18 protein-coding genes are annotated in these 20,594 nt (G+C 58.9%); 7 read left to right on the top strand and 11 right to left on the bottom strand.

The window, feature by feature from the left end:
- Positions 1 to 268: 268 nt before the first annotated feature.
- Positions 269 to 1,363 (bottom strand): PLP-dependent cysteine synthase family protein, encoded by a 1,095-nt coding sequence (locus AC1Q6I_RS10585; protein WP_024073878.1) that lies wholly within the window; start codon positions 1,361 to 1,363, stop codon positions 269 to 271.
- Between the two features lie 217 nt (positions 1,364 to 1,580).
- Between AC1Q6I_RS10585 and nhaA the strand changes: the two genes are divergently transcribed.
- Positions 1,581 to 2,756, top strand: coding sequence for a Na+/H+ antiporter NhaA (nhaA, locus tag AC1Q6I_RS10580; protein ID WP_102624135.1), 1,176 nt, complete (start codon positions 1,581 to 1,583; stop codon positions 2,754 to 2,756).
- A 159-nt stretch (positions 2,757 to 2,915) separates the two neighbouring features.
- Here nhaA and AC1Q6I_RS10575 read toward each other — a convergent pair whose 3' ends face one another.
- Complete coding sequence (locus tag AC1Q6I_RS10575; RefSeq protein WP_003189251.1) at positions 2,916 to 3,380, bottom strand: outer membrane lipoprotein; 465 nt, start codon at positions 3,378 to 3,380, stop codon at positions 2,916 to 2,918.
- Positions 3,381 to 3,537: 157 nt separating this feature from the next.
- Between AC1Q6I_RS10575 and AC1Q6I_RS10570 the strand changes: the two genes are divergently transcribed.
- On the top strand, positions 3,538 to 3,780 hold the full coding sequence (locus tag AC1Q6I_RS10570; protein ID WP_024073876.1) for a hypothetical protein: 243 nt from the start codon (positions 3,538 to 3,540) through the stop codon (positions 3,778 to 3,780).
- 54 nt (positions 3,781 to 3,834) lie between these two features.
- Here the strand turns inward: AC1Q6I_RS10570 and pdxH are convergent, their stop codons facing one another.
- The 5 genes from pdxH to dinG all read right to left on the bottom strand — a co-directional run bounded on the left by pdxH (position 3,835) and on the right by dinG (position 11,592).
- Complete coding sequence (gene pdxH, locus AC1Q6I_RS10565) at positions 3,835 to 4,482, bottom strand: pyridoxamine 5'-phosphate oxidase (RefSeq protein ID WP_102624136.1); 648 nt, start codon at positions 4,480 to 4,482, stop codon at positions 3,835 to 3,837.
- A gap of 27 nt (positions 4,483 to 4,509) precedes the next feature.
- Positions 4,510 to 5,682, bottom strand: coding sequence for an OmpA family protein (locus AC1Q6I_RS10560; RefSeq protein ID WP_102624137.1), 1,173 nt, complete (start codon positions 5,680 to 5,682; stop codon positions 4,510 to 4,512).
- Between the two features lie 144 nt (positions 5,683 to 5,826).
- Positions 5,827 to 6,972, bottom strand: a complete 1,146-nt coding sequence (locus tag AC1Q6I_RS10555) for an EstA family serine hydrolase (RefSeq protein WP_024073873.1) — start codon at positions 6,970 to 6,972, stop codon at positions 5,827 to 5,829.
- Positions 6,973 to 7,054: 82 nt separating this feature from the next.
- Positions 7,055 to 9,349, bottom strand: a complete 2,295-nt coding sequence (locus tag AC1Q6I_RS10550) for a beta-galactosidase (protein WP_102624138.1) — start codon at positions 9,347 to 9,349, stop codon at positions 7,055 to 7,057.
- 98 nt (positions 9,350 to 9,447) lie between these two features.
- Positions 9,448 to 11,592 carry an ATP-dependent DNA helicase DinG gene (dinG, locus tag AC1Q6I_RS10545; RefSeq protein ID WP_024073871.1) on the bottom strand — a complete coding sequence of 715 codons (2,145 nt, stop codon included), beginning with the start codon at positions 11,590 to 11,592 and terminating at the stop codon, positions 9,448 to 9,450.
- Between the two features lie 99 nt (positions 11,593 to 11,691).
- On the opposite strand from dinG, the gene AC1Q6I_RS10540 reads away from it, so the two are divergent.
- Positions 11,692 to 12,156: a CopD family protein gene (locus tag AC1Q6I_RS10540; RefSeq protein ID WP_024073870.1), complete on the top strand. Its 465-nt coding sequence runs from the start codon at positions 11,692 to 11,694 to the stop codon at positions 12,154 to 12,156.
- 68 nt (positions 12,157 to 12,224) lie between these two features.
- On the opposite strand, the gene AC1Q6I_RS10535 is transcribed toward AC1Q6I_RS10540, so the two are convergent.
- Positions 12,225 to 12,983 carry a hypothetical protein gene (locus tag AC1Q6I_RS10535; RefSeq protein WP_041160858.1) on the bottom strand — a complete coding sequence of 253 codons (759 nt, stop codon included), beginning with the start codon at positions 12,981 to 12,983 and terminating at the stop codon, positions 12,225 to 12,227.
- A gap of 157 nt (positions 12,984 to 13,140) precedes the next feature.
- Complete coding sequence (locus AC1Q6I_RS10530) at positions 13,141 to 13,836, bottom strand: PA1041 family peptidoglycan-binding anchor lipoprotein (protein WP_102624139.1); 696 nt, start codon at positions 13,834 to 13,836, stop codon at positions 13,141 to 13,143.
- Between the two features lie 189 nt (positions 13,837 to 14,025).
- Between AC1Q6I_RS10530 and AC1Q6I_RS10525 the strand changes: the two genes are divergently transcribed.
- From AC1Q6I_RS10525 to AC1Q6I_RS10515, 3 genes are read left to right on the top strand one after another with little or no spacing between them, the layout of a single operon-like run.
- On the top strand, positions 14,026 to 14,523 hold the full coding sequence (locus AC1Q6I_RS10525; protein WP_024073867.1) for a DUF6231 family protein: 498 nt from the start codon (positions 14,026 to 14,028) through the stop codon (positions 14,521 to 14,523).
- 4 nt (positions 14,524 to 14,527) lie between these two features.
- Positions 14,528 to 15,013 carry a YchJ family protein gene (locus AC1Q6I_RS10520; RefSeq protein WP_102624140.1) on the top strand — a complete coding sequence of 162 codons (486 nt, stop codon included), beginning with the start codon at positions 14,528 to 14,530 and terminating at the stop codon, positions 15,011 to 15,013.
- An 11-nt stretch (positions 15,014 to 15,024) separates the two neighbouring features.
- Positions 15,025 to 16,707 carry a recombinase family protein gene (locus AC1Q6I_RS10515; protein WP_102624141.1) on the top strand — a complete coding sequence of 561 codons (1,683 nt, stop codon included), beginning with the start codon at positions 15,025 to 15,027 and terminating at the stop codon, positions 16,705 to 16,707.
- Between the two features lie 1,482 nt (positions 16,708 to 18,189).
- Here the strand turns inward: AC1Q6I_RS10515 and AC1Q6I_RS10510 are convergent.
- On the bottom strand, positions 18,190 to 18,813 hold the full coding sequence (locus tag AC1Q6I_RS10510) for a recombinase family protein (RefSeq protein WP_102624142.1): 624 nt from the start codon (positions 18,811 to 18,813) through the stop codon (positions 18,190 to 18,192).
- Positions 18,814 to 19,465: 652 nt separating this feature from the next.
- A complete protein-coding gene (locus AC1Q6I_RS10505) occupies positions 19,466 to 19,789 on the bottom strand; it encodes a hypothetical protein (protein ID WP_102624144.1) in 324 nt (107 codons plus the stop codon).
- 301 nt (positions 19,790 to 20,090) lie between these two features.
- Between AC1Q6I_RS10505 and AC1Q6I_RS10500 the strand changes: the two genes are divergently transcribed.
- Positions 20,091 to 20,501 carry a hypothetical protein gene (locus AC1Q6I_RS10500; RefSeq protein WP_102624145.1) on the top strand — a complete coding sequence of 137 codons (411 nt, stop codon included), beginning with the start codon at positions 20,091 to 20,093 and terminating at the stop codon, positions 20,499 to 20,501.
- Positions 20,502 to 20,594 lie beyond the last annotated feature (93 nt).

The raw sequence follows: 20,594 nt of genomic DNA, 5'->3' as shown, positions 1-20,594 counted from the left end.
TTAATATGCCTGGATAAACGCGGCGGCCTTATTGGGGCCGCTTCGCAGCCCAACGCGGGGCAAGCCCGCTCGCCACAACAAGCCAGCCCCCCCACAGCAAGCCAGCCCCCCCCATAACAAGCCAGCCCCCACAACGAACCCGCGCCCCACAACAATCCCGATCACCACAAAAAACCGATCATCAAAGGAAATATTTAATCCTTAATAATCAATAAGTTATTTCACGCCGGAGGAACCTACCCCCTCCCACATCAGGCTTTGCGTCGGATCAGATATTTGCGCGCAGGATGTTGGCCGGCAACGGCTCGCCCCGCTCCACACTGGCCGCAACGGCCGTAAGCAAGCCATCCAATTCATATCCCTGCCCCAGCAGCCACGCTTGGTCGTAATAGGTGGTGGCATAGCGCTCGCCCCCATCACACAAGATCGCCACGATCGAACCTGACTCCCCTGCCGCCTTCATCTGCTGCGCCGCCACCAATGCGCCAATCAGGTTGGTCCCGCTGGAACCCCCGACCCGCCGCCCCAAACGCTCGGCCAGGTAATGCATGGCCGCCAACGACAGTGCGTCCGGCACCTTGACCATCGCATCAATCACCTTGGGCAGGAACGACGCCTCGACCCGTGGGCGACCAATCCCTTCGATCCGCGAGCCGCAGTCCAGGCGCAGGCTGGCGTCACCGCTGAGGTAGTAGTCAAAAAACACCGAGCGCTCGGCATCGGCACACAATACGCGGGTGCAATGCTGGCGATAGCGCACGTAGCGCCCTAGGGTCGCAGTGGTACCGCCAGTGCCGGGGCTGGAAATCAGCCAGCTCGGTTCCGGATGTCGCTCAAAGCGCAGCTGCTGGAAGATCGACTCGGCGATGTTGTTGTTTGCCCGCCAATCGGTCGCGCGCTCGGCGTAGGTGAACTGGTCCATGAAGTGACCACCACTTTCCTTCGCCAGGCGTTCGGACTCGGCATAGATCTGCGTCGGATCCTGTACCAGATGGCTCTTGCCACCATAGAAAGCGATCTGGGCGATCTTTTCCTGGGAGGTGGTGGCAGGCATCACCGCAATAAACGGCAGGCCGAGCAGGCGCGCAAAGTAGGCTTCCGAAATCGCCGTCGAACCGCTGGATGCTTCGATCACCGGTGCTCCGGGCTTCAGCCAGCCATTGCACAGCGCATACAGAAACAGCGAGCGCGCCAGGCGATGCTTCAGGCTCCCGGTGGGATGGCTGGACTCGTCCTTGAAGTACAACTCGATACCCGGAAAGCCCGGCAGCGGCAGAGGTATCAAGTGCGTGTCAGCGCTGCGCTGGAAGTCCGCTTCAATGATGCGAATGGCTTCGCGGGCCCAGGGACGATGGTCACTCATGAGGGAAGATCTCTAAGAATTTCAGCCCCAATCTTAGGATGTTTCCTACACTGCACACAGATACAGTGACGACTCAATTGGACACACAATTGCTAGGCTTTGGCGCAATGCCAGGGTACCCCATCCCTTATAACAAATAAGAATATAACTTTTGTTTTAACAACTAACAGTACGGGTTAGGGTACCCACCTATTGAATCTGGATTGGAGAGCATCCCTTGGCTCTGCGTAGCACTTTTACCCGTTTCTTCCAGCTGGAAGCCGCCAGCGGTCTGTTATTGATCGCGGCGGCCGCCTTGGCGCTGATCATCAACAACTCACCGCTGTCCCACCTCTACGGGGCCTTTCTCGAGGTACCGGTGGTGGCCCAGATTGGCGCGCTGAACATCGCCAAGCCCGCGCTGTTGTGGATCAACGACGGCCTGATGGCCTTGTTTTTCCTGCTGATCGGCCTGGAGGTCAAGCGCGAGCTGCTGGACGGCCACTTGTCCAAGCCATCGCAAGTGGTCCTGCCGGGCGCTGCGGCCATCGGCGGCATGGTGGTACCGGCGCTGATCTACTGGGCGATCAACAAGGATTACCCGGCGGCGCTCTCCGGCTGGGCCATCCCCATGGCCACCGACATCGCTTTCGCATTGGGCGTGCTGGCCCTGCTGGGCAAGCGTGTGCCGGTGTCGCTGAAGCTGTTCCTGATGACCCTGGCAATTATTGACGACCTTGGCGCGATCATCGTGATTGCCGTGTTCTATTCCGCCGACCTCTCCGGTGCCGCCCTGGCCGGCGCGGGGATGTGCTTGATCGCCTTGATTGCCATGAACCGCCTAGGTGTGATCAAGCTCGCGCCTTACCTGATCATCGGGTTGATCCTATGGGTGTGCGTGCTGAAAAGTGGCGTGCATGCCACCTTGGCCGGCGTGACATTGGCGTTCTGCATCCCGATGCGTACCAAGAATGCCGAACCTTCGCCGCTGCTGACCCTGGAACACGCGCTTCACCCATGGGTGGCCTACGGCATCCTGCCGCTGTTCGCCTTCGCCAACGCCGGCGTGTCCCTCAACGGCGTCAACCTGGAAAGCTTTACCCACCATGTGCCCATGGGCATCGCCCTGGGCCTGCTGATCGGCAAGACCATCGGCGTGTTCGGCCTCACCTGGCTGGCCATCAAGACCGGCCTCGCTGCCCTGCCCAGCGGTGCCAACTGGGGCCAGGTATTTGGCGTGGCGATCCTGTGCGGTATCGGCTTCACCATGAGCCTGTTTGTCGGCTCACTGGCCTTTGTGCCGGGCGCCAGCGAGTTTGCCGGGGAAGATCGAATGGGGATCCTGACCGGGTCGATATTGGCGGCATGTATTGGGTATGGCGTGACGGCGATGGCAAGTCGCAAGAAGGCCTGAGAGGTTCGGCGACGCGCATCATTGTAGCGAGGGAGCTTGCTCCCTCGTCACAGGTCGTGCGTACCTGGACAGACACAACGCCAGCCGCGCACTGGCCGCCCCCATAAAAAAACCCCAACCAGTCACCCGGTTGGGGTTTTGTGTTTCTACGACTGACGTTTAGCGAGTCACGCGGCTGGTGCCATCAACGGTCATGATGCGCACGCGGTCGCCGATGCGGAAGATTTCATTTTCCTGCACGGCCTGTACGTAGGCGCGCATGCTGCCGTCGTCTTCACGAACGGTGATTTCCACGCCCTGGGTACGGGTCAGGCCTTCTTCAGTGGCCGAACCCAGCAGGCCGCCAGCAACGGCGCCGATGACTGCGGTAACGATACTGCCACGGCCGCCGCCGATGGCGCTGCCGCCGACACCGCCGATGACTGCACCCGCTGCGCCGCCGATTGGGGTCTTGGTGCCTTCGATTTTCACCGGACGCAGGGATTCAATGGTCCCCATGCGAACGGTCTGCACACGACGCGCTTCGTCACGGGAGTACGAGTCGCCGGTCAGACTCGAAGCGCAGCCACCCAGCAGCAGCGACAGGGTGGTAAAGCAGGCAACCAGTAAAACGGACTTACGCATAGCATCAACTCCAAAGGACAGGTATTCATTAGACGCTGCAGCTTGACGCCTGTCACGGCAAGCCCGGCAGAAAATTGCTTTCATTCAGCCTGAGTACAGACTGCCAGTACCCAAAATACCGACGAACGGTAGCACGCTCAACATAACCAGGAACTTCATGGATTATTTCATCATTGTAGTCATTACCGCCGCTGGTCTGTACTTCCATGGTTGGTTGTACGTGCGCATCAGGCGTTGGATAGACCGCGACCTGGCGCTGTCCCTGGCGGGCAACGACCTGCACAAGCGCGCCTTTATGCTGCAACAGCTAGAGAAGGCCCGGGCCTTGAAGATCAAGCGGAACGACCTGCCGCTCTGGCTAAAGAACGCCGCACAGCACTACACGCCCGAAGACTCTTGAACAGAGACTTCGGTGTGATCGGCTTGATTCAGGAGAGATGACGAAAGGTGCCGCTCAGGGCGCCAGGCGCTCGCGGGTCCAGTCCGCGCCTTGCAGGCGATAGTTCAGGCGGTCATGCAGGCGGCTGGCGCGGCCTTGCCAGAACTCAATACGCTCGGGCAGCAAACGGTAGCCACCCCAGTGCTCGGGGCAATCGGGCTGGGTGTCGCTGAAACGCTGTTCGGTAGCCTTGAGCAGTTCCTGCAGCGCGTCGCGATCACGAATGACCTGGCTCTGCGGGGAAGCCCACGCGCCCAGGCGACTGCCCAGGGGGCGGACCTGGTAATAGGCATCCGACTCTTCGGGCGTCACCTTGACGACCCGCCCTTCAATGCGCACCTGGCGCTCCAGGGTCGGCCAGAAAAAGGTCATGGCCGCGAACGGCCGCGCCGCGAGTTGTTCGCCCTTGGCGCTCTGATAGTTGGTAAAGAAGGTAAAGCCCTGTGCATCCAGGCCCTTGAGCAACAGGATGCGACAGTGCGGACGACCGTCCTGGTCTACCGTGGCCAGGGTCATGGCATTGGCCTCCACCGGTGGCTGCTCGGTTTTCACCGCATCGGCAAACCACTGGTGAAACAAGGCAAACGGCTCATCCGGGGCCTGGGCCTCGCTCAAACCGTCCCGTGTGTAGTCACGGCGCATATCGGCCAGTGCCTGGGTCATGCGACTTTATCCTTCTGGTTCAACGGATCAGTTTTTCGCCTGGTCGTTCGCCGCCGGCGTAGCAGCCTTGGCTTTGGCCGGAGCCGGTTTCTTCGCAGCCGGCTTGGCTGGGGCCTTTTTGGCAGCTGGCTTGGCGGCGGCTTTCTTGGCGACAGGCGCCTTTTTCGCCGCAGTCTTGGCAACCGGTGCCGGCGCTGGAACATCCTGCACGGCAACCATTTCAGCGACAGGTGGCGTCTTGCCGGAGTTGTACTTACTCAGCAAGGCCAACATCGTTGTACGCTGAGTGAACATGATTTCCATGCGACGATTCAGCGCACGCCCCTGATTGCTGTCGTTGGCGGCACGCGGCATAAGGTCGCCCATGCCACGCAGCATCAAGCGGTCTTGCTTCAAGCCGCTGAGGCTGAAAATCGAAGCGATGGACTGCGCGCGCTCCTTGGTCAACGCCTGGCTGGCCGGAGCGGAACCGGTGGCATCCACGTGGCCCAGCACCAGTACGGCGGTTTTCGGATCGGCTTCAACAGCCTTGGCAACGCGGGTGAACGGGCCCAGGGTAACCGGCAACAACATCGCCGGGCGTTTCGGGTTGTAGGAGCCGTCTACCGGGGCAATCACCACCAATACGTTATCGCGGCGCTCCAGTTGCAGGTTGCTGTCCTTGATAGCGGCGCGCAGGCGCGGTTCATAGTCGTCCAGCCAGGCCTGGGTGATTTTCGGGTCGGGCATCGGTACGTTGGTCACGTCGACCTTGGCCAGTGGCTTGGGCTTGCTTTCGAACGGCCACCACCAGTGGGTTTCGGTGTCATTCTTGGCGACAGCTGGCGCGGCGGCGGGTGCCGGCGTCGCGGCCTTGAGGTCGGCCGTCAGGTCAGCCTTGGCATCGGCGGCCTTTTCGTCGGCACTCTTGGAGGAGAACGGCCACCAGCTGGAGCCGGTGTCAGCCTTGGCAACCGGCGCTGGGGCTGGGGCTGGGGCTGGAGCTGGGGCAGCAGCAGCAGCGACCGGGGCAGCAGGCTTGGCGCCAGCGGCAGGTTTAGCGTCCGGCTTGGCGTCGGTTTGGCTCACTGCGTCCTTGGTGGCAGCCTTATCAGATCCAAATGACCACCAATGCCCCCCTTCGGCATCATTTTGTGGAGTTTGTGCGCAACCAGTAATAGTGAGGCACAGCGCCAGTGCCAAGGACTTGTTCGATAACATGAGATATCCACAAAATGAGAAAAAAACCGGGGGGTCTGGATGACCCGTTAAACAGACGCTTCCAGAACATTAAAGTTACAACATTTCGCTCAGCGTCTTCTTATACTTGCATTTGTAACAAAAAAACGTGAAACAGCAAGGGGTTTACAGACAACCGGCCAATATTCCGACCAACTTCTGCGCACGAGGGTCCATAAGTACATACGGCCCCAACGTATTAGTCACAAAACCGAACGCAACATCATGTTCAGGGTCGGCAAACCCCACCGAACCACCCGCGCCAGGGTGCCCAAACGCACGCGGGCCAAGGCCGAAGGTTGCATTGGGCAACTGCGGTTGATCCAACATGCAGCCCAGGCCAAAACGGGTCTGAGTCAATAAGGTTTTATCCGGCCCAATACTGTGTTCACGAGTCAATTGTTCGAGCATGTCGCTTTCCAGCAAACTACCGTCCAACAAACCGCTATAAAAACCCGCCAGGCTGCGCGCATTACCGTGACCATTTGCCGCCGGCTGCTGCATGCGTCGCCATTCGGGTTTATTGGTGCTGGTCAGAATAGAAGGTGGGTTGGCAAATGCCCGCGTCGTCATGGCGTTCGGTTCACGCATCATTACTTGCAGTAAACGTTGTGCGGCTTCATCGCCCATATTGCCTTTACTGCGCGCTATATGAGCCACGCGATAAAACTCTTCATCCGCCAGCCCTACATGGAAGTCCAATCCCAACGGCCGCGCAACCCGCGCCACGATGGATTCACCCGGGCCGCGCCCGTCGGCACGGCGCAGCAATTCGCCGACCAGCCAACCATAGGTGATTGCCTCGTAGCCATGGCCTTGGCCCGGTGTCCACCACGGCGCTTCGGCCGCCAGGGTGTCGACCATGCGTTGCCAGTCGTATAGCGCTTCGGCGGGCAGCATTTCGCGGATCGCCGGCAATCCGGCCTGGTGGCAGAGCAACTGGCGCAGGGTGATGGTTTCCTTCCCCGCCGCCGCAAACGCCGGCCAATAATCGGCCACTGGCGCATCCAGCTTCAGTTTGCCTTCGGCGACCAATTGCAGGGCCGTGACCGCAGTAAACGTCTTGGTGCACGAGAACAGGTTGACGAGGGTGTCGCTGTGCCAGGCCTCGGCACCATCCTTGTCGGCGGTACCGGCCCACAGGTCGACTACCGTTTCCCCGCCGATCTGGATGCAAAGCCCGGCACCACGCTCCTGCGGGTCATCGAACAAGGCGGCGAACGCTTCACGTACCGCTTCGAACTGAAGTTCGTAATGACCCTGAACCTGCACCTAAGCCCCCTCGGAAAACGCCATAAAAAGTGGCTGACATTGTTCCAGCCCTTGTAGGATTTGTGAACCCGTCACCACTGAATCAATGACCATTTCCAGAGTGCCCGCCGGCGTGCCCAGCGCCCTGCCCCGCACCTTTGCCATCATGCGCGTTACCGCCTTCGTGCTCATGCACTGCACTGGCCGCCTTGGCCTTTTCGGCTTCCTTGCCCAGTTGGTCGACCGCCGCCAGGTTGCTCTTGCGCACGCTGTCGACAAACCCCTGGAATGGGATATCGGTAATGCCAACCAAGCCGAAGTGGCCGTTTTCACCGTCCAGCAGGCGACCGGTAACCGGTTGGTCCAGGTACTGGAACCAATGCACGCCGACGATCGACGGCTCGGCCATGGCCTGCTTGAGGAAGGTCGCATACGCCGCCCCCCGGTCTTCTTCCCTGGCCAACTGCGTCACACCGCCCCAGAACGGGCCACGGTCTGCAGAGCCGAAGTTGAATTCGGTGATCAACACGGGCTTGTCCAATGCGCGCAACGCAGCGAAGTCATAACCGTCCTGAGGCTTGAGCGTGTACATGTTGAAGCTCAACACGTCGCAATACTGCGCACAGGAGGCCACGGCTTCCGGCGTACTCACGGCGTAACGGCCACCCAGCAGCAACTGGTTGGGGGCATGCCACTTCAACGAATCGGAAATGGTCTTGAAATAGGTGTCGGCGAAGGTTTTCTGGAAATATTTGAAGTCGGCTTCGATTTCTGGGTGCTCAGGACTCGGCATCGGCGGTTCGAAGCCTGGGTCTTCCATCAACTCCCAGCCCGCCAGGTGGATACCCCAGGCCCTGGAGAGGCCTTCTTCATTGCGGTACTTGTCGCGCAATTGCTTGAGGAACGCACGTTTGGCCGGGACGTCGGTGGTCATGCGCAACGTGCCATAGGCCAGGGCATAGCGTGACTTGGGATCATCACCGGGGCCGGCCCAGGCCAGTTCGTTGTCGGCAAAGAAGCCGATCAGCCACGGGTCATCGCGGTGATCGCGGGCAGCGATGGCTACGGCGCGCTCAGTGGCCATGGCGAAGCGAGGGTCGAACGGGTCGGGCATGCCGCCCCACCAATCGGTACCGGTGCTGATGCTGGCGTAATCGCCGACGATCGATAGCGGCAAGGTGTACGGTACGCGGTCGGCGGTGGCCAGGTCCGCCGCGCTCCAGTTGCCGATGGTGTTGAAGCTCCAGGCCTGCAGGCGGTCGAGGGTGTGGCTGATCCAGCGCTTCTGGTCGTAACCATCAGTGTCGTAGGTACGCTGCAGGTTGGCGCGGTAGAAATCGTACCAGCGCCCCGCCGCAAAGCTGCGGCCTTCGCCTGCGCCATTGCCGGTGCGATGATCGCTGCTGCCATAGTACTTGTCGAAGGGTTCACCAGCCTGGGGCAACGCCCCGAACATCCATTCACGCCCCGCCACGTAGGTCTGGTTGTTATCCGACGCCACGGTGTTCACGCCCAGGGAGTAGAACGGGTGGCCTTCCGGCGTCACCAGGTACCAGCGACCGTCACGTTTCTCGGTGCGGAAAAAGCCGCTGGCATCGAACGCCGGCCCTTTGTTCCAACCGCCGTATTGATCCAGTGCGGACTTATCCCGCTCGGCCAGCCACGTCTTGAGCTGTTGCTGCTCCTTGGCAGCGGCGGCCTTGAGTTGTTCGTCGCTGCTGACCTTTTCCGGCCAGCGCGCACGCGTGGATTGACCATAGGCGTCCACCAGGTTGCTGTAGGCAGCCTTGAACGCTGGCTCGCTGTCCTGCACGCCGAAGCGCTCCAGCAGGATGCTTTGCGCAACATTGGGCTTGATCATCGACAGGGTCACCGAGACCACCTGGCTGCGGTCGATCTCCCCGGCGCTGCTGGCCAGCAACACGCGCTGGCCGTCGACGGTGATCGGCATCGGCGGGCCCGCCTTCATGCCCTGGCTCAGCGGCGAGTTGGCTTGCAACGGAACCAGCAGGGTCTGGGCCGGGCCCGCAGGCAGGTCGATGCGACTGACCAGGGTCTTGCCGTCGTTGCTCTGCACCTTGACGTACAGGGTCAACGCCCAGTCCATGGCACTCTGGATACGCAGGCTCATGGCGCCGGACTGCGACCAGTCCCACACGCCGCTTTGCGGGCTCAGCACCAGGCTCGGTTCGGCGGCCGGGTTGAACGTGATGCGGCGCAGCACCTCGCCTTCCGGGGTTTGTTCGGCGTTGTATTGCGGCAGGCTGGCGTCCTGGGTCGCCACCTTGACCACATCGGCAGGCCGGACGAAGTTGAACAATGTTTGTTGCCCGCTGGGCGCGGCCATCAAGGGCGCGGCGAACAGCAGGGCAAAAAGGGCGGGCAGCGTGCGAATCATACGAGCAAGGTTCTCCCAAACGGCCGGTGAATGGCCTGATGACATAAAGCGATAGCAGTGAGATAGACCACGAAGTGGGCGAATTCGCCCACGGTGGCTTAAGAAATTTCGCGCCTGAATGGCGGCAACGCATTCAGGATGGCTTTGCCATAGCGCTGGGTAACCAAGCGCCGATCGAGCAACGTGATGGTGCCGCGGTCTTCTTCGGTACGCAGCAAGCGCCCGCAGGCCTGCACCAGCTTCAGTGAAGCATCCGGTACCGAGATTTCCATGAACGGGTTGCCGCCCCGCGCCTCGATCCACTCGGCCAAGGCAGCCTCGACCGGGTCATCCGGCACCGAGAACGGAATCTTGGCGATGACCACGTGCTCACAGTAGGCACCGGGCAAGTCCACGCCTTCGGCAAAACTGGCCAGGCCGAACAGCACGCTGGAATCCCCGCCATCGACCCGCGCCTTGTGCTTGTTCAGGGTTTCCTGCTTGGACAGGTTGCCCTGGATAAACACTTGCTTGCGCCAGTCACGGTCGAGGCCATCGAACACGTCCTGCATCTGTTTGCGTGAGGAAAACAATACCAGGGTGCCGCGTGAACCTTCCACCAGGGACGGCAGGTCACGGATGATGGCGGCCGTGTGAGCCGGCGCATCCCGAGGGTCGGCCTTGAGGTCGGGCACGCGCAGCACGCCGGCGTCGGCATGATGAAACGGGCTCGGCACCACAGCAGTCACCGCCTTTTTCGGCAGGCCGGCGCGCATGCGGAAGCGGTCGAAGGTGCCCAGGGCGGTCAGCGTGGCCGAGGTTACCAGGCAGCCATACGCGACATTCCACAAGTTGCGGCGCAGCATTTCGGCAGCCAGGATCGGGCTGGCATTGACCTCGATATCGAACAGCGCGCCGCTTTCCGACAGGGTCAGCCAACGCGCCATGGGCGGGTTGTCTTCCGGGTCTTCGGCGGTAAACGCGGTCCACAACTCCCAGTTGCCCTGGGAACGGGACAGCAGGCTACCGAACAGCGGGTACCATTCCTCGGCCTGGTTGCTGGCGATGCCGATATTCACCTCGCCGTCCATGCCCTCCTTGAGCAGGTCGGTCAGGCGGGTGAACAGGTCGGTCAGGCGCGAAAAGCCTTTCTTGAGCTCAACGCCCATTTCGCGCATGTGCTCGGGGATCAGCCCACCCACAAAACGATGGCGCGGGCGCTCTCGGCCCTCCACGTCTTCGCCAGGTTTAAAGTCGGCCACCTGTTCACAGGCGCTGAACATGAACTGCTGCTGGGTTTTGATCTCGCGCGCCAGCTCCGGCACCTGTTCGATCAGCTTGCCCAGGTCGCCGGGCAAGGGGTGCTGGGCGAGCAACTTGGTGAGGTTCTTGGCGGTGGTCTCCAGCCAGTCGGCGGTGGAGCGCAGGCGCGTGTAGTGGGCGAAGTGGCCGATGGCCTTATCGGGCAGGTGGTGGCCTTCGTCGAAGACGTAGAGCGTGTCGCGTGGGTCCGGCAGTACAGCGCCGCCGCCCAGGGCCAGGTCGGCCAGGACCATGTCGTGGTTGGTGACGATCACATCGACCTTGCCCATGCCTTCCCGTGCCTTATAGAAGGCGCACTGGCCGAAGTTCGGGCAATGGCGGTTGGTGCACTGGCTATGGTCGGTGGTCAGGCGCGCCCAATCGGCATCTTCCAGGGCGGTGGGCCAGCTGTCGCGGTCGCCGTCCCATTTATTGCCAGCCAATTTCTCGATCATGCTGGTAAACAGCTTCTGGCTGACTTCATCAACCTCGATCTTGAAGCCTTCTTCTTCAAACAGCGACGCCGTGGCGGTTTGCGCATGGCCTTCCTGCAACAGCACGTCGAGCTTGGACAGGCACATATAGCGGCCACGCCCCTTGGCCAGGGCGAAGGTGAAGTTCAGGCCGCTGTTGCGCATCAGGTCGGGCAGGTCTTTGTAGACAATCTGCTCCTGCAGGGCGACGGTGGCGGTGGCGATCACCAGGCGCTTGCCGGCGGCCTTGGCGGTCGGGATCGCGGCCAGGCTGTAGGCCACGGTCTTGCCGGTACCGGTGCCGGCTTCGACGGCCACGACCGCAGGCTCACCTTCGCGGCGACCTTCGTCGTCGGTGTCGATATCCCCGAGGACCTTGGCCACTTCGGCGATCATCAGGCGTTGGCCATAGCGCGGTTTCAAGCTCTTGGCTTCGAGAAAACGCGTATAGGCGCCCTGGATCGTGGTTTTGAGTTCAGTGCTGATCATGGATAGTCGGGCGCAAAAAACGCTGGATAAATTTTCAGTGGTTCGAATCGGCCGCTATCATACCCCGCTAATTAATCCCGCGCAGAACGGAGTACCACAATGACCGTCTTCAGCCTCGTCTACACCCTGCATGTATTGGCCGCCCTGATCTGGGTCGGCGGCATGTTTTTCGCCTGGATGATCCTGCGCCCCGCCGCTGTGGCGGCCCTTGAGGGCCCTGCCCGACTCAAGTTGTGGGCAAATGTGTTTCAACGTTTTTTCGTGTGGGTCTGGGTGGCGGTGCTGGTTTTGCCGATCAGCGGCGTTGGCCTGCTGCACCTGCGCTTCAGCGGCTTCGAGACCGCACCGCGCTATGTGCAGGTGATGATGGGCTTGTATGTGGTGATGACCGCGCTGTTTATCCGCATCCAGGCGTTGAAGTTCCCGGAACTGCGCACGGCGGTAGCGGCTGAAGACTGGCCGGCGGGCGCGGCGGCGCTGGGGCAGATTCGCAAGTTGGTGGGGATCAATTTGATCGTGGGGTTGTTGCTGGTGGCGATTGCTTCGGCGCGGCCGATGTTCTGAGGCGACCTTCAACCTGGCTCGGGAGCAGGTCGGTGCGACGTGCTCCCGAGGGCGTCAGACCCGACGACTCAAAGTCGTTGGATGGTCACAGAGCCCGCAGGCCCAGCTGGCCCCGGCTGGCCTTCCAAACCTGGGCGGCCTTTTTCGCCGCCATCAGCGCGGTACACCAGGCAGCCTTTGGATTGCCCGCCCTTGCCAGGTTTACCCGCCGTACCGGCCAAGCCGCCCGGGCCACCATCGACCCAGACCTTGATCCGCTCGCTCGGAAAGTCCTGCGGCAGCTCGAGGCGTACTTGCGCTCCCGCTGCGCCGGGAAGGCCGTCGCCGCCATTATCTCCATTGGCCCCCCGCCCGGCCGAACCCCAGGTACAACCCGGGTCTTCACCGTTGGCACCATCCAGGCCGGCATACCCTTGTGCACCCGCGCCGCCACGGGCATCCACCGACAATGTTTCAGCGGCCAGTGCATTGATACGCAAGGTCAGGTCGCGCCCGGCCTTGGCCGGTTTTTCATGGGTGCCAGGGGCACCGCGCGAGGTGATCTGGCTGCCGTGTTCCAACTGCGCCTGGCGCACTTGCAACTGCAACCCTGTGTTGCCCGGCGCGATGGTAATGCGCGCCTCACGGCCCAGGTGCAGTTGATCCACCGTGACCTGGCTGATCGTGGCCGGGATCAGCAAGGTGCCGTAATCCGCCACGTCCAGGCGCTCCAGTTGCAACACGCTGGTGCTGGAAGGCAGGCGCATCAACGAATTGGTTTCAACACTGACGCTCTGGGCCAGGGCAACGGGGCTGACCAACAGGGCCAACAGAAAAACCTTACGCATCATGGGGCTCCTGAGTGTTTTCAAATTTTTCTTTGGGCGCACAGTAACGACTTCTACAGGCGATTTGCCAGTGAAGGATCAAAAAACTTGAGAAAGGAGCGATTTCAACGAAGATCGCCAACAATGCCCCTGTGGAATCCCACAGGGGCAAGGGCTGTCAGCGGTTGATCTGGATTTCCACGCGGCGGTTCAATGCGCGGCCTTCAGCGGTTTTGTTGTCGGCCACCGGGTGGCTTTCACCCGCGCCGGTCACGGACACAAAGTTGCTGCGAGGCACGCCGGCACTGATCAGGTAGTCGGTCACCGAGCGCGCGCGTTTTTCCGAGAGTTTCTGGTTGTAGGCGTCTTTGCCGACGCTGTCGGTATGGCCGCTGACCCGCAGTTGGGCACTTGGGGCCTCCTTTTTCAGGCGAGTGGCGATGGTGTCGAGCTTGGTCTTGTCCGCAGCCGTCAATTTGGCCGAGTCGAACTGGAAGTGCACATCGCGAATCACGATGGTTTCTTCCTTGACCACCACCACTTCCTCTACCACCGCCGCTGGCGGCGCAGGTGGGCAGCCATTGGCGTCGACCTGCACGCCCTTCGGAGTACCCGGGCACTTGTCACGGCTGTCCGGCACGCCATCGCCGTCTTCATCCGCGTCGCCATGAACCCAGCAATACGCGCCGGCCATGCCGCCGACCAGCAATGCGCCATAACCGGCGTAGGCCGAGCTTTCCGTCGCGCCAATCGCCGCGCCGGTCACGCCGCCGACAGCGGCACAGGTGGGCCAATCGGTTTTTTGCAAGCCTGCGCAACCTGTCAATACTCCGGTTAGCAGAACCAAAGGTAGAACTGTCCGCATGATGCTCATCTGATTTCTCCTGAGGGATCGGCGGGGGCCGATGGGTGGAGTAAAGACGGCTCTTTTCAACTGCGCCACTACGCCACGCCCCCGTATTCATTGAGGATCGCCGTACTTGTAGGACTTTTCGCTACCGCCCGCTCTAGGCCCGCACGCTCAGCCGCGCTAGTCTCTAGGGTCATGATGTGAGGATCTCTGATGACCGCTGGTATTTCTTCCCGTACGCCCCAGCAAGCGCTGGCCGCTTTGCTCGATCTGCACCAGCCCAAACGCCTGCTGCTGTTGGGCTCCAGCCAATTCCCGGCACTGGAGGCCTTTGAGGCGGCGCACCCAGACACCCAGGTGTTCATCGCACAGCCTGGGGCATTGCCCGCGGAACTGGCAGCGCAGCGTTTTGACCTGGCACTGGTGGTCGACTGCCTGGAGCACCTGTCAAAACCTCAAGGACTGACCCTGCTTGGCGGCATTCGCAACCTCAACGCCAGCCGCATCGCGGTACTGGTAGACCTGGCCGCCTGCGACTGGAAGGACACCGACTTCTTCTCCCTGGCCCTGCAGGCCGGCGAGCGCTTCCAGCGCCTTGATCAGGTCCTGACGTTGTTCACCTATGATCTGCTTGACTATAAACAGGTGCCGGACTGGCTCAACGCACGCTTCTGGGCCAACCCGGAAAACTTCGGAAAGTATTGGTGGTAACCCGATGAGTACATCCATATGTCCCTGCGGCAGCGGTAACCTGCTGGATGCCTGCTGCGGCCATTATCACGCTGGCCACCCGGCGCCCTGCGCGAGCGCCCTGATGCGCTCGCGCTACAGCGCCTACGTGCTGGGCTTGGTCGACTACCTGGTGAGCACCACATTGCCTGCGCAACAGGCCGGCCTGGACCGCGACGCCATCAGTGCCTGGAGCTTGCAGAGCACCTGGCTGGGCCTTGAGGTCGAAAGCTCCGAGGTATTCGGCGGCCAGCCGGAACACGCCTTTGTGACGTTTACCGCGCGCTGGCATGACAGCACCGGCGAACATAGCCACCGCGAGCAGTCTTCTTTCGTACAGAATGAGGGGCGCTGGTACTTCATCGACCCGACCGTGGACGTGAAGGCCGGGCGCAATGATGCCTGCCCGTGCGGCAGCGGGCAGAAGTTCAAGAAGTGCTGCCACAATTACCTACAGGCCAGTTTGGCTTAGTAGGAGGCATCATGCCTAAGGTTTTCAGTTACGTCAGGTTCAGCAGCGCCAAGCAATCCGCAGGGGATAGTAAGGCCCGTCAAATCAAATCAGCCAAAGCCTTTGCCGATGAACACGGGTACGAACTGGCAGACCCGACGGACTATCTGTTCTTCGACGCTGGGAGATCTGCATATAAAGGTAGGCACCTCGACGACACCGGCGAGCTGGCTCGATTCCTTTCGTTCGTCGAGGACGGGACCGTACCAACGGGCAGCATCTTGGTTATCGAATCACTCGACCGCCTTTCCCGTGAGCGAGTACGTGACGCCCTACCCCGCTTCCTCGACCTGCTGGCAAAAGGGATCAATGTCTACACCAGCACGGATAGGCGCCTCTACACCAGTGACTACAACGAGATAGACCTGATCGTATCGATAATTACGATGTCTAGGGCTCACGAGGAGTCTGCTACTAAAGGGAGCCGGGTTTCCTCTGCGTGGAGGAACAAGCACAAGGACGCTCGTGAGACAGGTAAACCGCTCGGCAAGCTAAGACCTCTATGGTTGGACGCTACACCTGACGGATACGCATTGAACCCCGATCATGCAAAGGTGGTGCAACGTATCTTTGATATGTCGGCTCAGGGTTATGGCTCGAGAGTAATAGCAGCGAACCTCAACCAAGAAGGTATTCCGGCATTCTCGGCGGGCCGGAAGAACTTCAGCGGCCTATGGGGGTTCAGCACCATTCGGCATATCCTCGAAAGCCGCACCACCCTAGGCGAGTACCAACCTCACATCTTTATCGACGGGGTACGGACACCATCCGGCGATCCAATCAAAAACTACTTCCCAGCAGTTGTTACCGAGGAACAGTTCTATCTCGCCGCCGCCGCCAGAGCGTCCCGTAGGCTCCATAAAGTCACCAAGGTGACGAAAAACTTCAACGTACTGGCGGGAATATTCTTTTGCCAGAAGTGCGGCGGAGCCATGCACCTACAGGGTTTCAAGGACCGAAAGTACTTCAAGTGTGCCAACAAGCAAAAAGGCTTGTGCGATACCGGCGTCATTGGCTCAGAACGCTCAGAGCTGGTATTCCAAGAGGTGTTAGCCAAGGTGGACAGCCTATCGCTGGTGCGCTCCAGCTCCGGCAGCCTTACAAAGAAGCTAAATGTGAGTGATGGACGTATAGAAGAACTCAGGGCAAAGCAGGCCAATGCCGAAGCGTCACACCAAGAGTTTCCCAGCAGGATCACCGCGAAGCTTTTGCAGCAAATCGAGGTCGACTTAGAAGCACTCGTCGCTGACCGTGACGCCGTCGCCCAGAATCTCGCTGCTGATCAGGTAGTGAGCAAGTCTGACTTCTTTGAAAAGCTCGACCTGACTAGTTATGAAGGCCGTACAGCGGCCAACAATCTGGTCAAGCGGTTGGACGTGCGTATCAGCGTCTCAAAGCTGGGTCGGCTGGATGAGGTCTATCGCGTCATTATCAGCGGCACGCTCGCCTTTCTGATCAGCCACCACGAACGAAAGCTAACAATCCGCTCCATGGACGCCCGAATACTCGATAAACAGGTGATGCACGGGGAAATCACACAAGGGCAGCGGGAGGAGCTTGAGCACATCCGTGACGCGGGCGAATCCGAAGGCGCTATTAAACGGGCGGCTGCACTATTCAAGTGGGAGCAGTCCGTTCCAAGTACGACAGATTGACCCTTCTTCATTCCGCCCGTCACAAAAATCCAACTAGTCATTTCTACTCTGGAACATTCGGTGACAAGCGGCGCAATCCAGCAGTGGCGCGGTCTACGTCAACGCACCTCGTTTCATGCACATTTTACCCACAGCGTTATCCACAGGCAGTGCGTTGATAAGCCCCCCAAAACCCACTATCTTGTACCCTCGCCCTCCTCCAAGACCCTACATGTAGTGTTTTTGGCTGTTTTCACGGTGAAAACACAGGCTAAAACGCACCGTTTTTAGCGGTTTTATCACTTTTAGGTGCTTTCCAATGAAATATGCCGGTAAGGACCTAATAAGGGCCTGCTGAGGCTCTTTCGGTGCGTTTGTGGGCGTTTAGGGGGTGTTAGAGGGGTCGTGAGGGGGGTAAATCGTTAATTACGCTCACAGACGCTCACAGGGGCTTGCAGAGCCTCTGACTTAACGATATGATGGCGACAGAAACGCGAAAACCGCCAATAAAGGCGGTTTCAGCAGAAGATGTCTACGAGTAGCCACGCCACGTTTGGCGACAGAAACGTGACTACCCGTACCCTCCGACGCATACGTTTCAGTACTGTCGAAAGAAGGACGCCATTAAAAGCCATTTGATGCAATTGCGTCAATCGGTGAGTGATCGGTGGTCGTCTCCAGACTGTACGCCTTAACTCAACGTACTGGAGACTGCCCTAATGGACATGTCGATTAGCTTTACCCGCAACACCAGTGTCGGCGCCAAAACGGTGCCGGTTCGTCAATATCGTCGGTTCCGCTTCGGTGAGTGGGAAGATGTTTGCCACCACCGTCGTAGCCCGCCACGTTAAGACGTGAAAGTCGCCACCAAGCTTGTGCTGATTTGGTGGCTTCCTGCCATAGCACCTCTTTAGGCGAGCCTTTCGCCAGTCGTAACACCTTAGACCTTCCGGTCTGTCCTCGACCAATACCCACTATCCAAAAACCTAGCTGTTAGCCTTTGATCTTGACCTATCTATCAGGCATGACTGATAGCGATTCGCTATCGTGAGATTCACTCGCGACGGAACGTCGAAGGGGTATCCACTTGAGAGCTACCGCTCTCGGGCAGAACGCCAGCAGTGGGCGCACTACGTGCCTTTATATAATCCAACGCTATATCGAGCTGGATATACGACCTATCTAGATCAATGCTTACAGCGCTGCTGTAGAGGGATTTGCCCAAAGGCGTTTTTCTGGGAAGTACCCTTTTCCGCCGAAAAATTCGGACCACCTTGACTGGTGTTTGGATTCGCCAGCCTGAAAATTAACCCAAGGGCACAGAGTCTTGCCCGAGGTGCTAAACAACCTACAACAGGCCAAATGCAAACGATTCTTAAAGTAGAAATAAGTCGTGTATTGGCCGCCGCTGGGCTCGCTTCTGGCAGGCGCTGAGCCGATTGCTGTCACTTGGTATCAGATACAACAAAGCCCGCTCAAGGCGGGCTCTGTGGGGCGTTACAGTCAGGCTTTCAGTTCACGTTTGATCCTGTACACCGTAGCAACACCACAATCTGCCAACTTGGCTACATCGTCAGCCGATAGGGTTGGATTCTTCACAATCAGTGCCTCTACCTTCTTCCACAATTCGGCATTCTTGCCCTTACCGGCTGGCTTCCAGTTGGGATCTTCTGCTCGCTTCTTGGCTAGTCCTTGGTTGATCCGTTCAACACGCTTTTCTTGGTCGAGGCGGGCCATGGTAGCCATCAGGTCAAGCAACATGTTGTTGATCACCTCCATGATTTGCCCAGTGATGCCTTTGTCCTCAACCATCATGTGGGAGGTGGGCAGGTCAGCGATCACCAAGCGAAGGCCCTTCGCCTTGATAGCGGCCCTTAGCGTATCCCAGTCGCCCATGGAAAGACGGCTCAGGCGGTCTACAGACTCGCAAAGAAGGATGTCTCCCGGTTGAGCCACATCAAGCAATTTCATCAGTTCAGGGCGGTTGAGCTTCGTCCCGCTGACGTTCTCGGAGTAAATGCCTGCAATGGTGAGGGCCTTCTCAACGGCGAATGCTTCAAGCGATTCCTTGGCACGATTGGCGTCCTGATCCTTGGTGCTGGCCCTCAAGTACAAATGTGCGTTCATGGCTGGCTATCCTTTAGTCTATTGATTTGATAGGCCAAGAATAATCTATCTGATAGCCAAGAGTGGATAGGTATTTGATAGTGGATTGACCTATCGGACAGACAGTTATCCGACTACTAGAGAAGTAGACTTCTTTGATAGCCGCTAACTACGCAAAGCCATGATCCCCTCGGCAATGGCACTAGCATTCCTGTCTAGCGCCTCAAGCGCCTCCACTGCTTGGGAATGTGCGTCACCCCCACCTTGAGACCTGACCCAAACGCCCAACTCCTCAATGGACGCAGCAGTCGCTAACTGATTTTCCCAGAGCAGCGTCAGCAGGTCGGCAACGAGGATAACGGGGTCTGATTTGGCAGGCATGGCAGGTCATCCTTGAACGGTGGTGATGAGAGACTAGTCCACCGGGAGCTGGCCGGGGCTGGGTGTCGCCGTGTTACACGAAAACGGTGATTCCGGCGCAGAATCGGCATTCTGGTGCTAAAACCACGATTTGAGCACTGCCACGGGAAAAGGCTTAGCCCTCGATCCCCTCAGGCCACGGAAACACTGGGCTATAGACGCGCCACACATCTGACATTTGGATGAAACGCCTATAGCGTCCACAAGTATTCGGTACGTTTAGCCCAGGTTGTTTGGAGTTACAGGCGAAGTGTCACAACGAGAGTCCAAGGCGCTCGCTTAGTAACATGTTGTGCTTCGGATGAAGGAGTGTTTTGCTCACGGGCTCTAAGTTGCCGCATTGGATAACAAAAGAAGTCTCCTTAATGCTAGCGTGCAGTGCAGCTTCGTAAACCTCCATAATGGCATTAAGCTTGACCTCCTTTGCATCCCATCCAATGAAAGCCTTGGTCTTAGTACTACTGACATCTGGGCAATCCTTCCAGCCGCGCCCCTCCAAACGCTCGTCGAAGAGGGCACGGTTTTCTGTAGCTGTATTCTGTTTCAGGTCGAACGAAAGCAGCACGTGAGTGTTCATGGCATTACTCGGTAAGTGGGTGAGATATGAACATATACCTACTAATAACACCCGTGCAAGTTTATTTTTCAGTGGTGCCGCGCACTATAATCGTTATTAACTATCTACTTGCGATTATTCGTGACAGAGAAATCGTTAGTTACGATTATAGATACGAATATATTTAAGTTAGAGGCAATTACTCACCAATTTCTTATCCTCAAGGGAGAGGAGCTGTCGTATAGAGTTCGTGGCACTGATGGGGTATGCCGCTAAGGCACCACCATGGATAATCATGCCCACGACAAAGGAGCGCTGGTGAATGGAACGATTGAACGGGTGGCAGAGGCTGTGGGTACTGGTGAGCTTCCTGCTTGGAGCGGTAGCTATAGCTCTCATCGTTGATAGCATAGAAACCGAAAGCCAGTTAACGACTTGGTACAAAGCCGAGAAAGCTATGCAGAGCATGGAAATCGAACACATCCAGAACAGAGAGGCCGGTATCGAGCCTCGGAGCATTTATGAAACATCCGACAAAACTTTGGCCCAGATGGATGAACGCAGCAAAGAGACGGAGCAGCGCTACCAACTTGATTTACTGGGCTTGCCGGGAAAACAATTCAAGCACGTCGCTACTGGGGTAGGGATCTGGCTGGGCATATGCGCCAGCCTCTATGTAATGGGATGGCTCATTGGATGGGTGTATCGGGGCTTCCGCCCTAAGGCTGTATAACCGCCACGAGGGAGACTCATATGCACGGAGAAGGATGGAGAAGGCTGTGGGAGTTGGTGAAATGGCTAGCAGCTATTGGCATTGGGCTTTACG

This window comes from Pseudomonas sp. MPR-R2A5, assembly GCF_058793055.1.
The sequence above is the reverse complement of the archived record's forward strand: the minus strand, read 5'-3'. Positions and strand labels throughout refer to the sequence as shown.

Bases quoted from the DNA above. Each gene is read 5' to 3' on its own strand.
- AC1Q6I_RS10540 (WP_024073870.1), top strand. From the start codon at position 11,692: ATGACCGTCTTCAGCCTCGTCTACACCCTGCATGTATTGGCCGCCCTG.
- AC1Q6I_RS10510 (WP_102624142.1), bottom strand. From the start codon at position 18,813: ATGAACGCACATTTGTACTTGAGGGCCAGCACCAAGGATCAGGACGCC.
- AC1Q6I_RS10505 (WP_102624144.1), bottom strand. From the start codon at position 19,789: ATGAACACTCACGTGCTGCTTTCGTTCGACCTGAAACAGAATACAGCT.
- AC1Q6I_RS10550 (WP_102624138.1), bottom strand. From the start codon at position 9,349: ATGATTCGCACGCTGCCCGCCCTTTTTGCCCTGCTGTTCGCCGCGCCC.
- AC1Q6I_RS10500 (WP_102624145.1), top strand. From the start codon at position 20,091: ATGGAACGATTGAACGGGTGGCAGAGGCTGTGGGTACTGGTGAGCTTC.
- dinG (WP_024073871.1), bottom strand. From the start codon at position 11,592: ATGATCAGCACTGAACTCAAAACCACGATCCAGGGCGCCTATACGCGT.
- AC1Q6I_RS10525 (WP_024073867.1), top strand. From the start codon at position 14,026: ATGACCGCTGGTATTTCTTCCCGTACGCCCCAGCAAGCGCTGGCCGCT.
- AC1Q6I_RS10530 (WP_102624139.1), bottom strand. From the start codon at position 13,836: ATGAGCATCATGCGGACAGTTCTACCTTTGGTTCTGCTAACCGGAGTA.
- AC1Q6I_RS10575 (WP_003189251.1), bottom strand. From the start codon at position 3,380: ATGCGTAAGTCCGTTTTACTGGTTGCCTGCTTTACCACCCTGTCGCTG.
- AC1Q6I_RS10560 (WP_102624137.1), bottom strand. From the start codon at position 5,682: ATGTTATCGAACAAGTCCTTGGCACTGGCGCTGTGCCTCACTATTACT.
- AC1Q6I_RS10570 (WP_024073876.1), top strand. From the start codon at position 3,538: ATGGATTATTTCATCATTGTAGTCATTACCGCCGCTGGTCTGTACTTC.
- pdxH (WP_102624136.1), bottom strand. From the start codon at position 4,482: ATGACCCAGGCACTGGCCGATATGCGCCGTGACTACACACGGGACGGT.
- AC1Q6I_RS10535 (WP_041160858.1), bottom strand. From the start codon at position 12,983: ATGCGTAAGGTTTTTCTGTTGGCCCTGTTGGTCAGCCCCGTTGCCCTG.
- AC1Q6I_RS10585 (WP_024073878.1), bottom strand. From the start codon at position 1,363: ATGAGTGACCATCGTCCCTGGGCCCGCGAAGCCATTCGCATCATTGAA.
- AC1Q6I_RS10515 (WP_102624141.1), top strand. From the start codon at position 15,025: ATGCCTAAGGTTTTCAGTTACGTCAGGTTCAGCAGCGCCAAGCAATCC.
- AC1Q6I_RS10520 (WP_102624140.1), top strand. From the start codon at position 14,528: ATGAGTACATCCATATGTCCCTGCGGCAGCGGTAACCTGCTGGATGCC.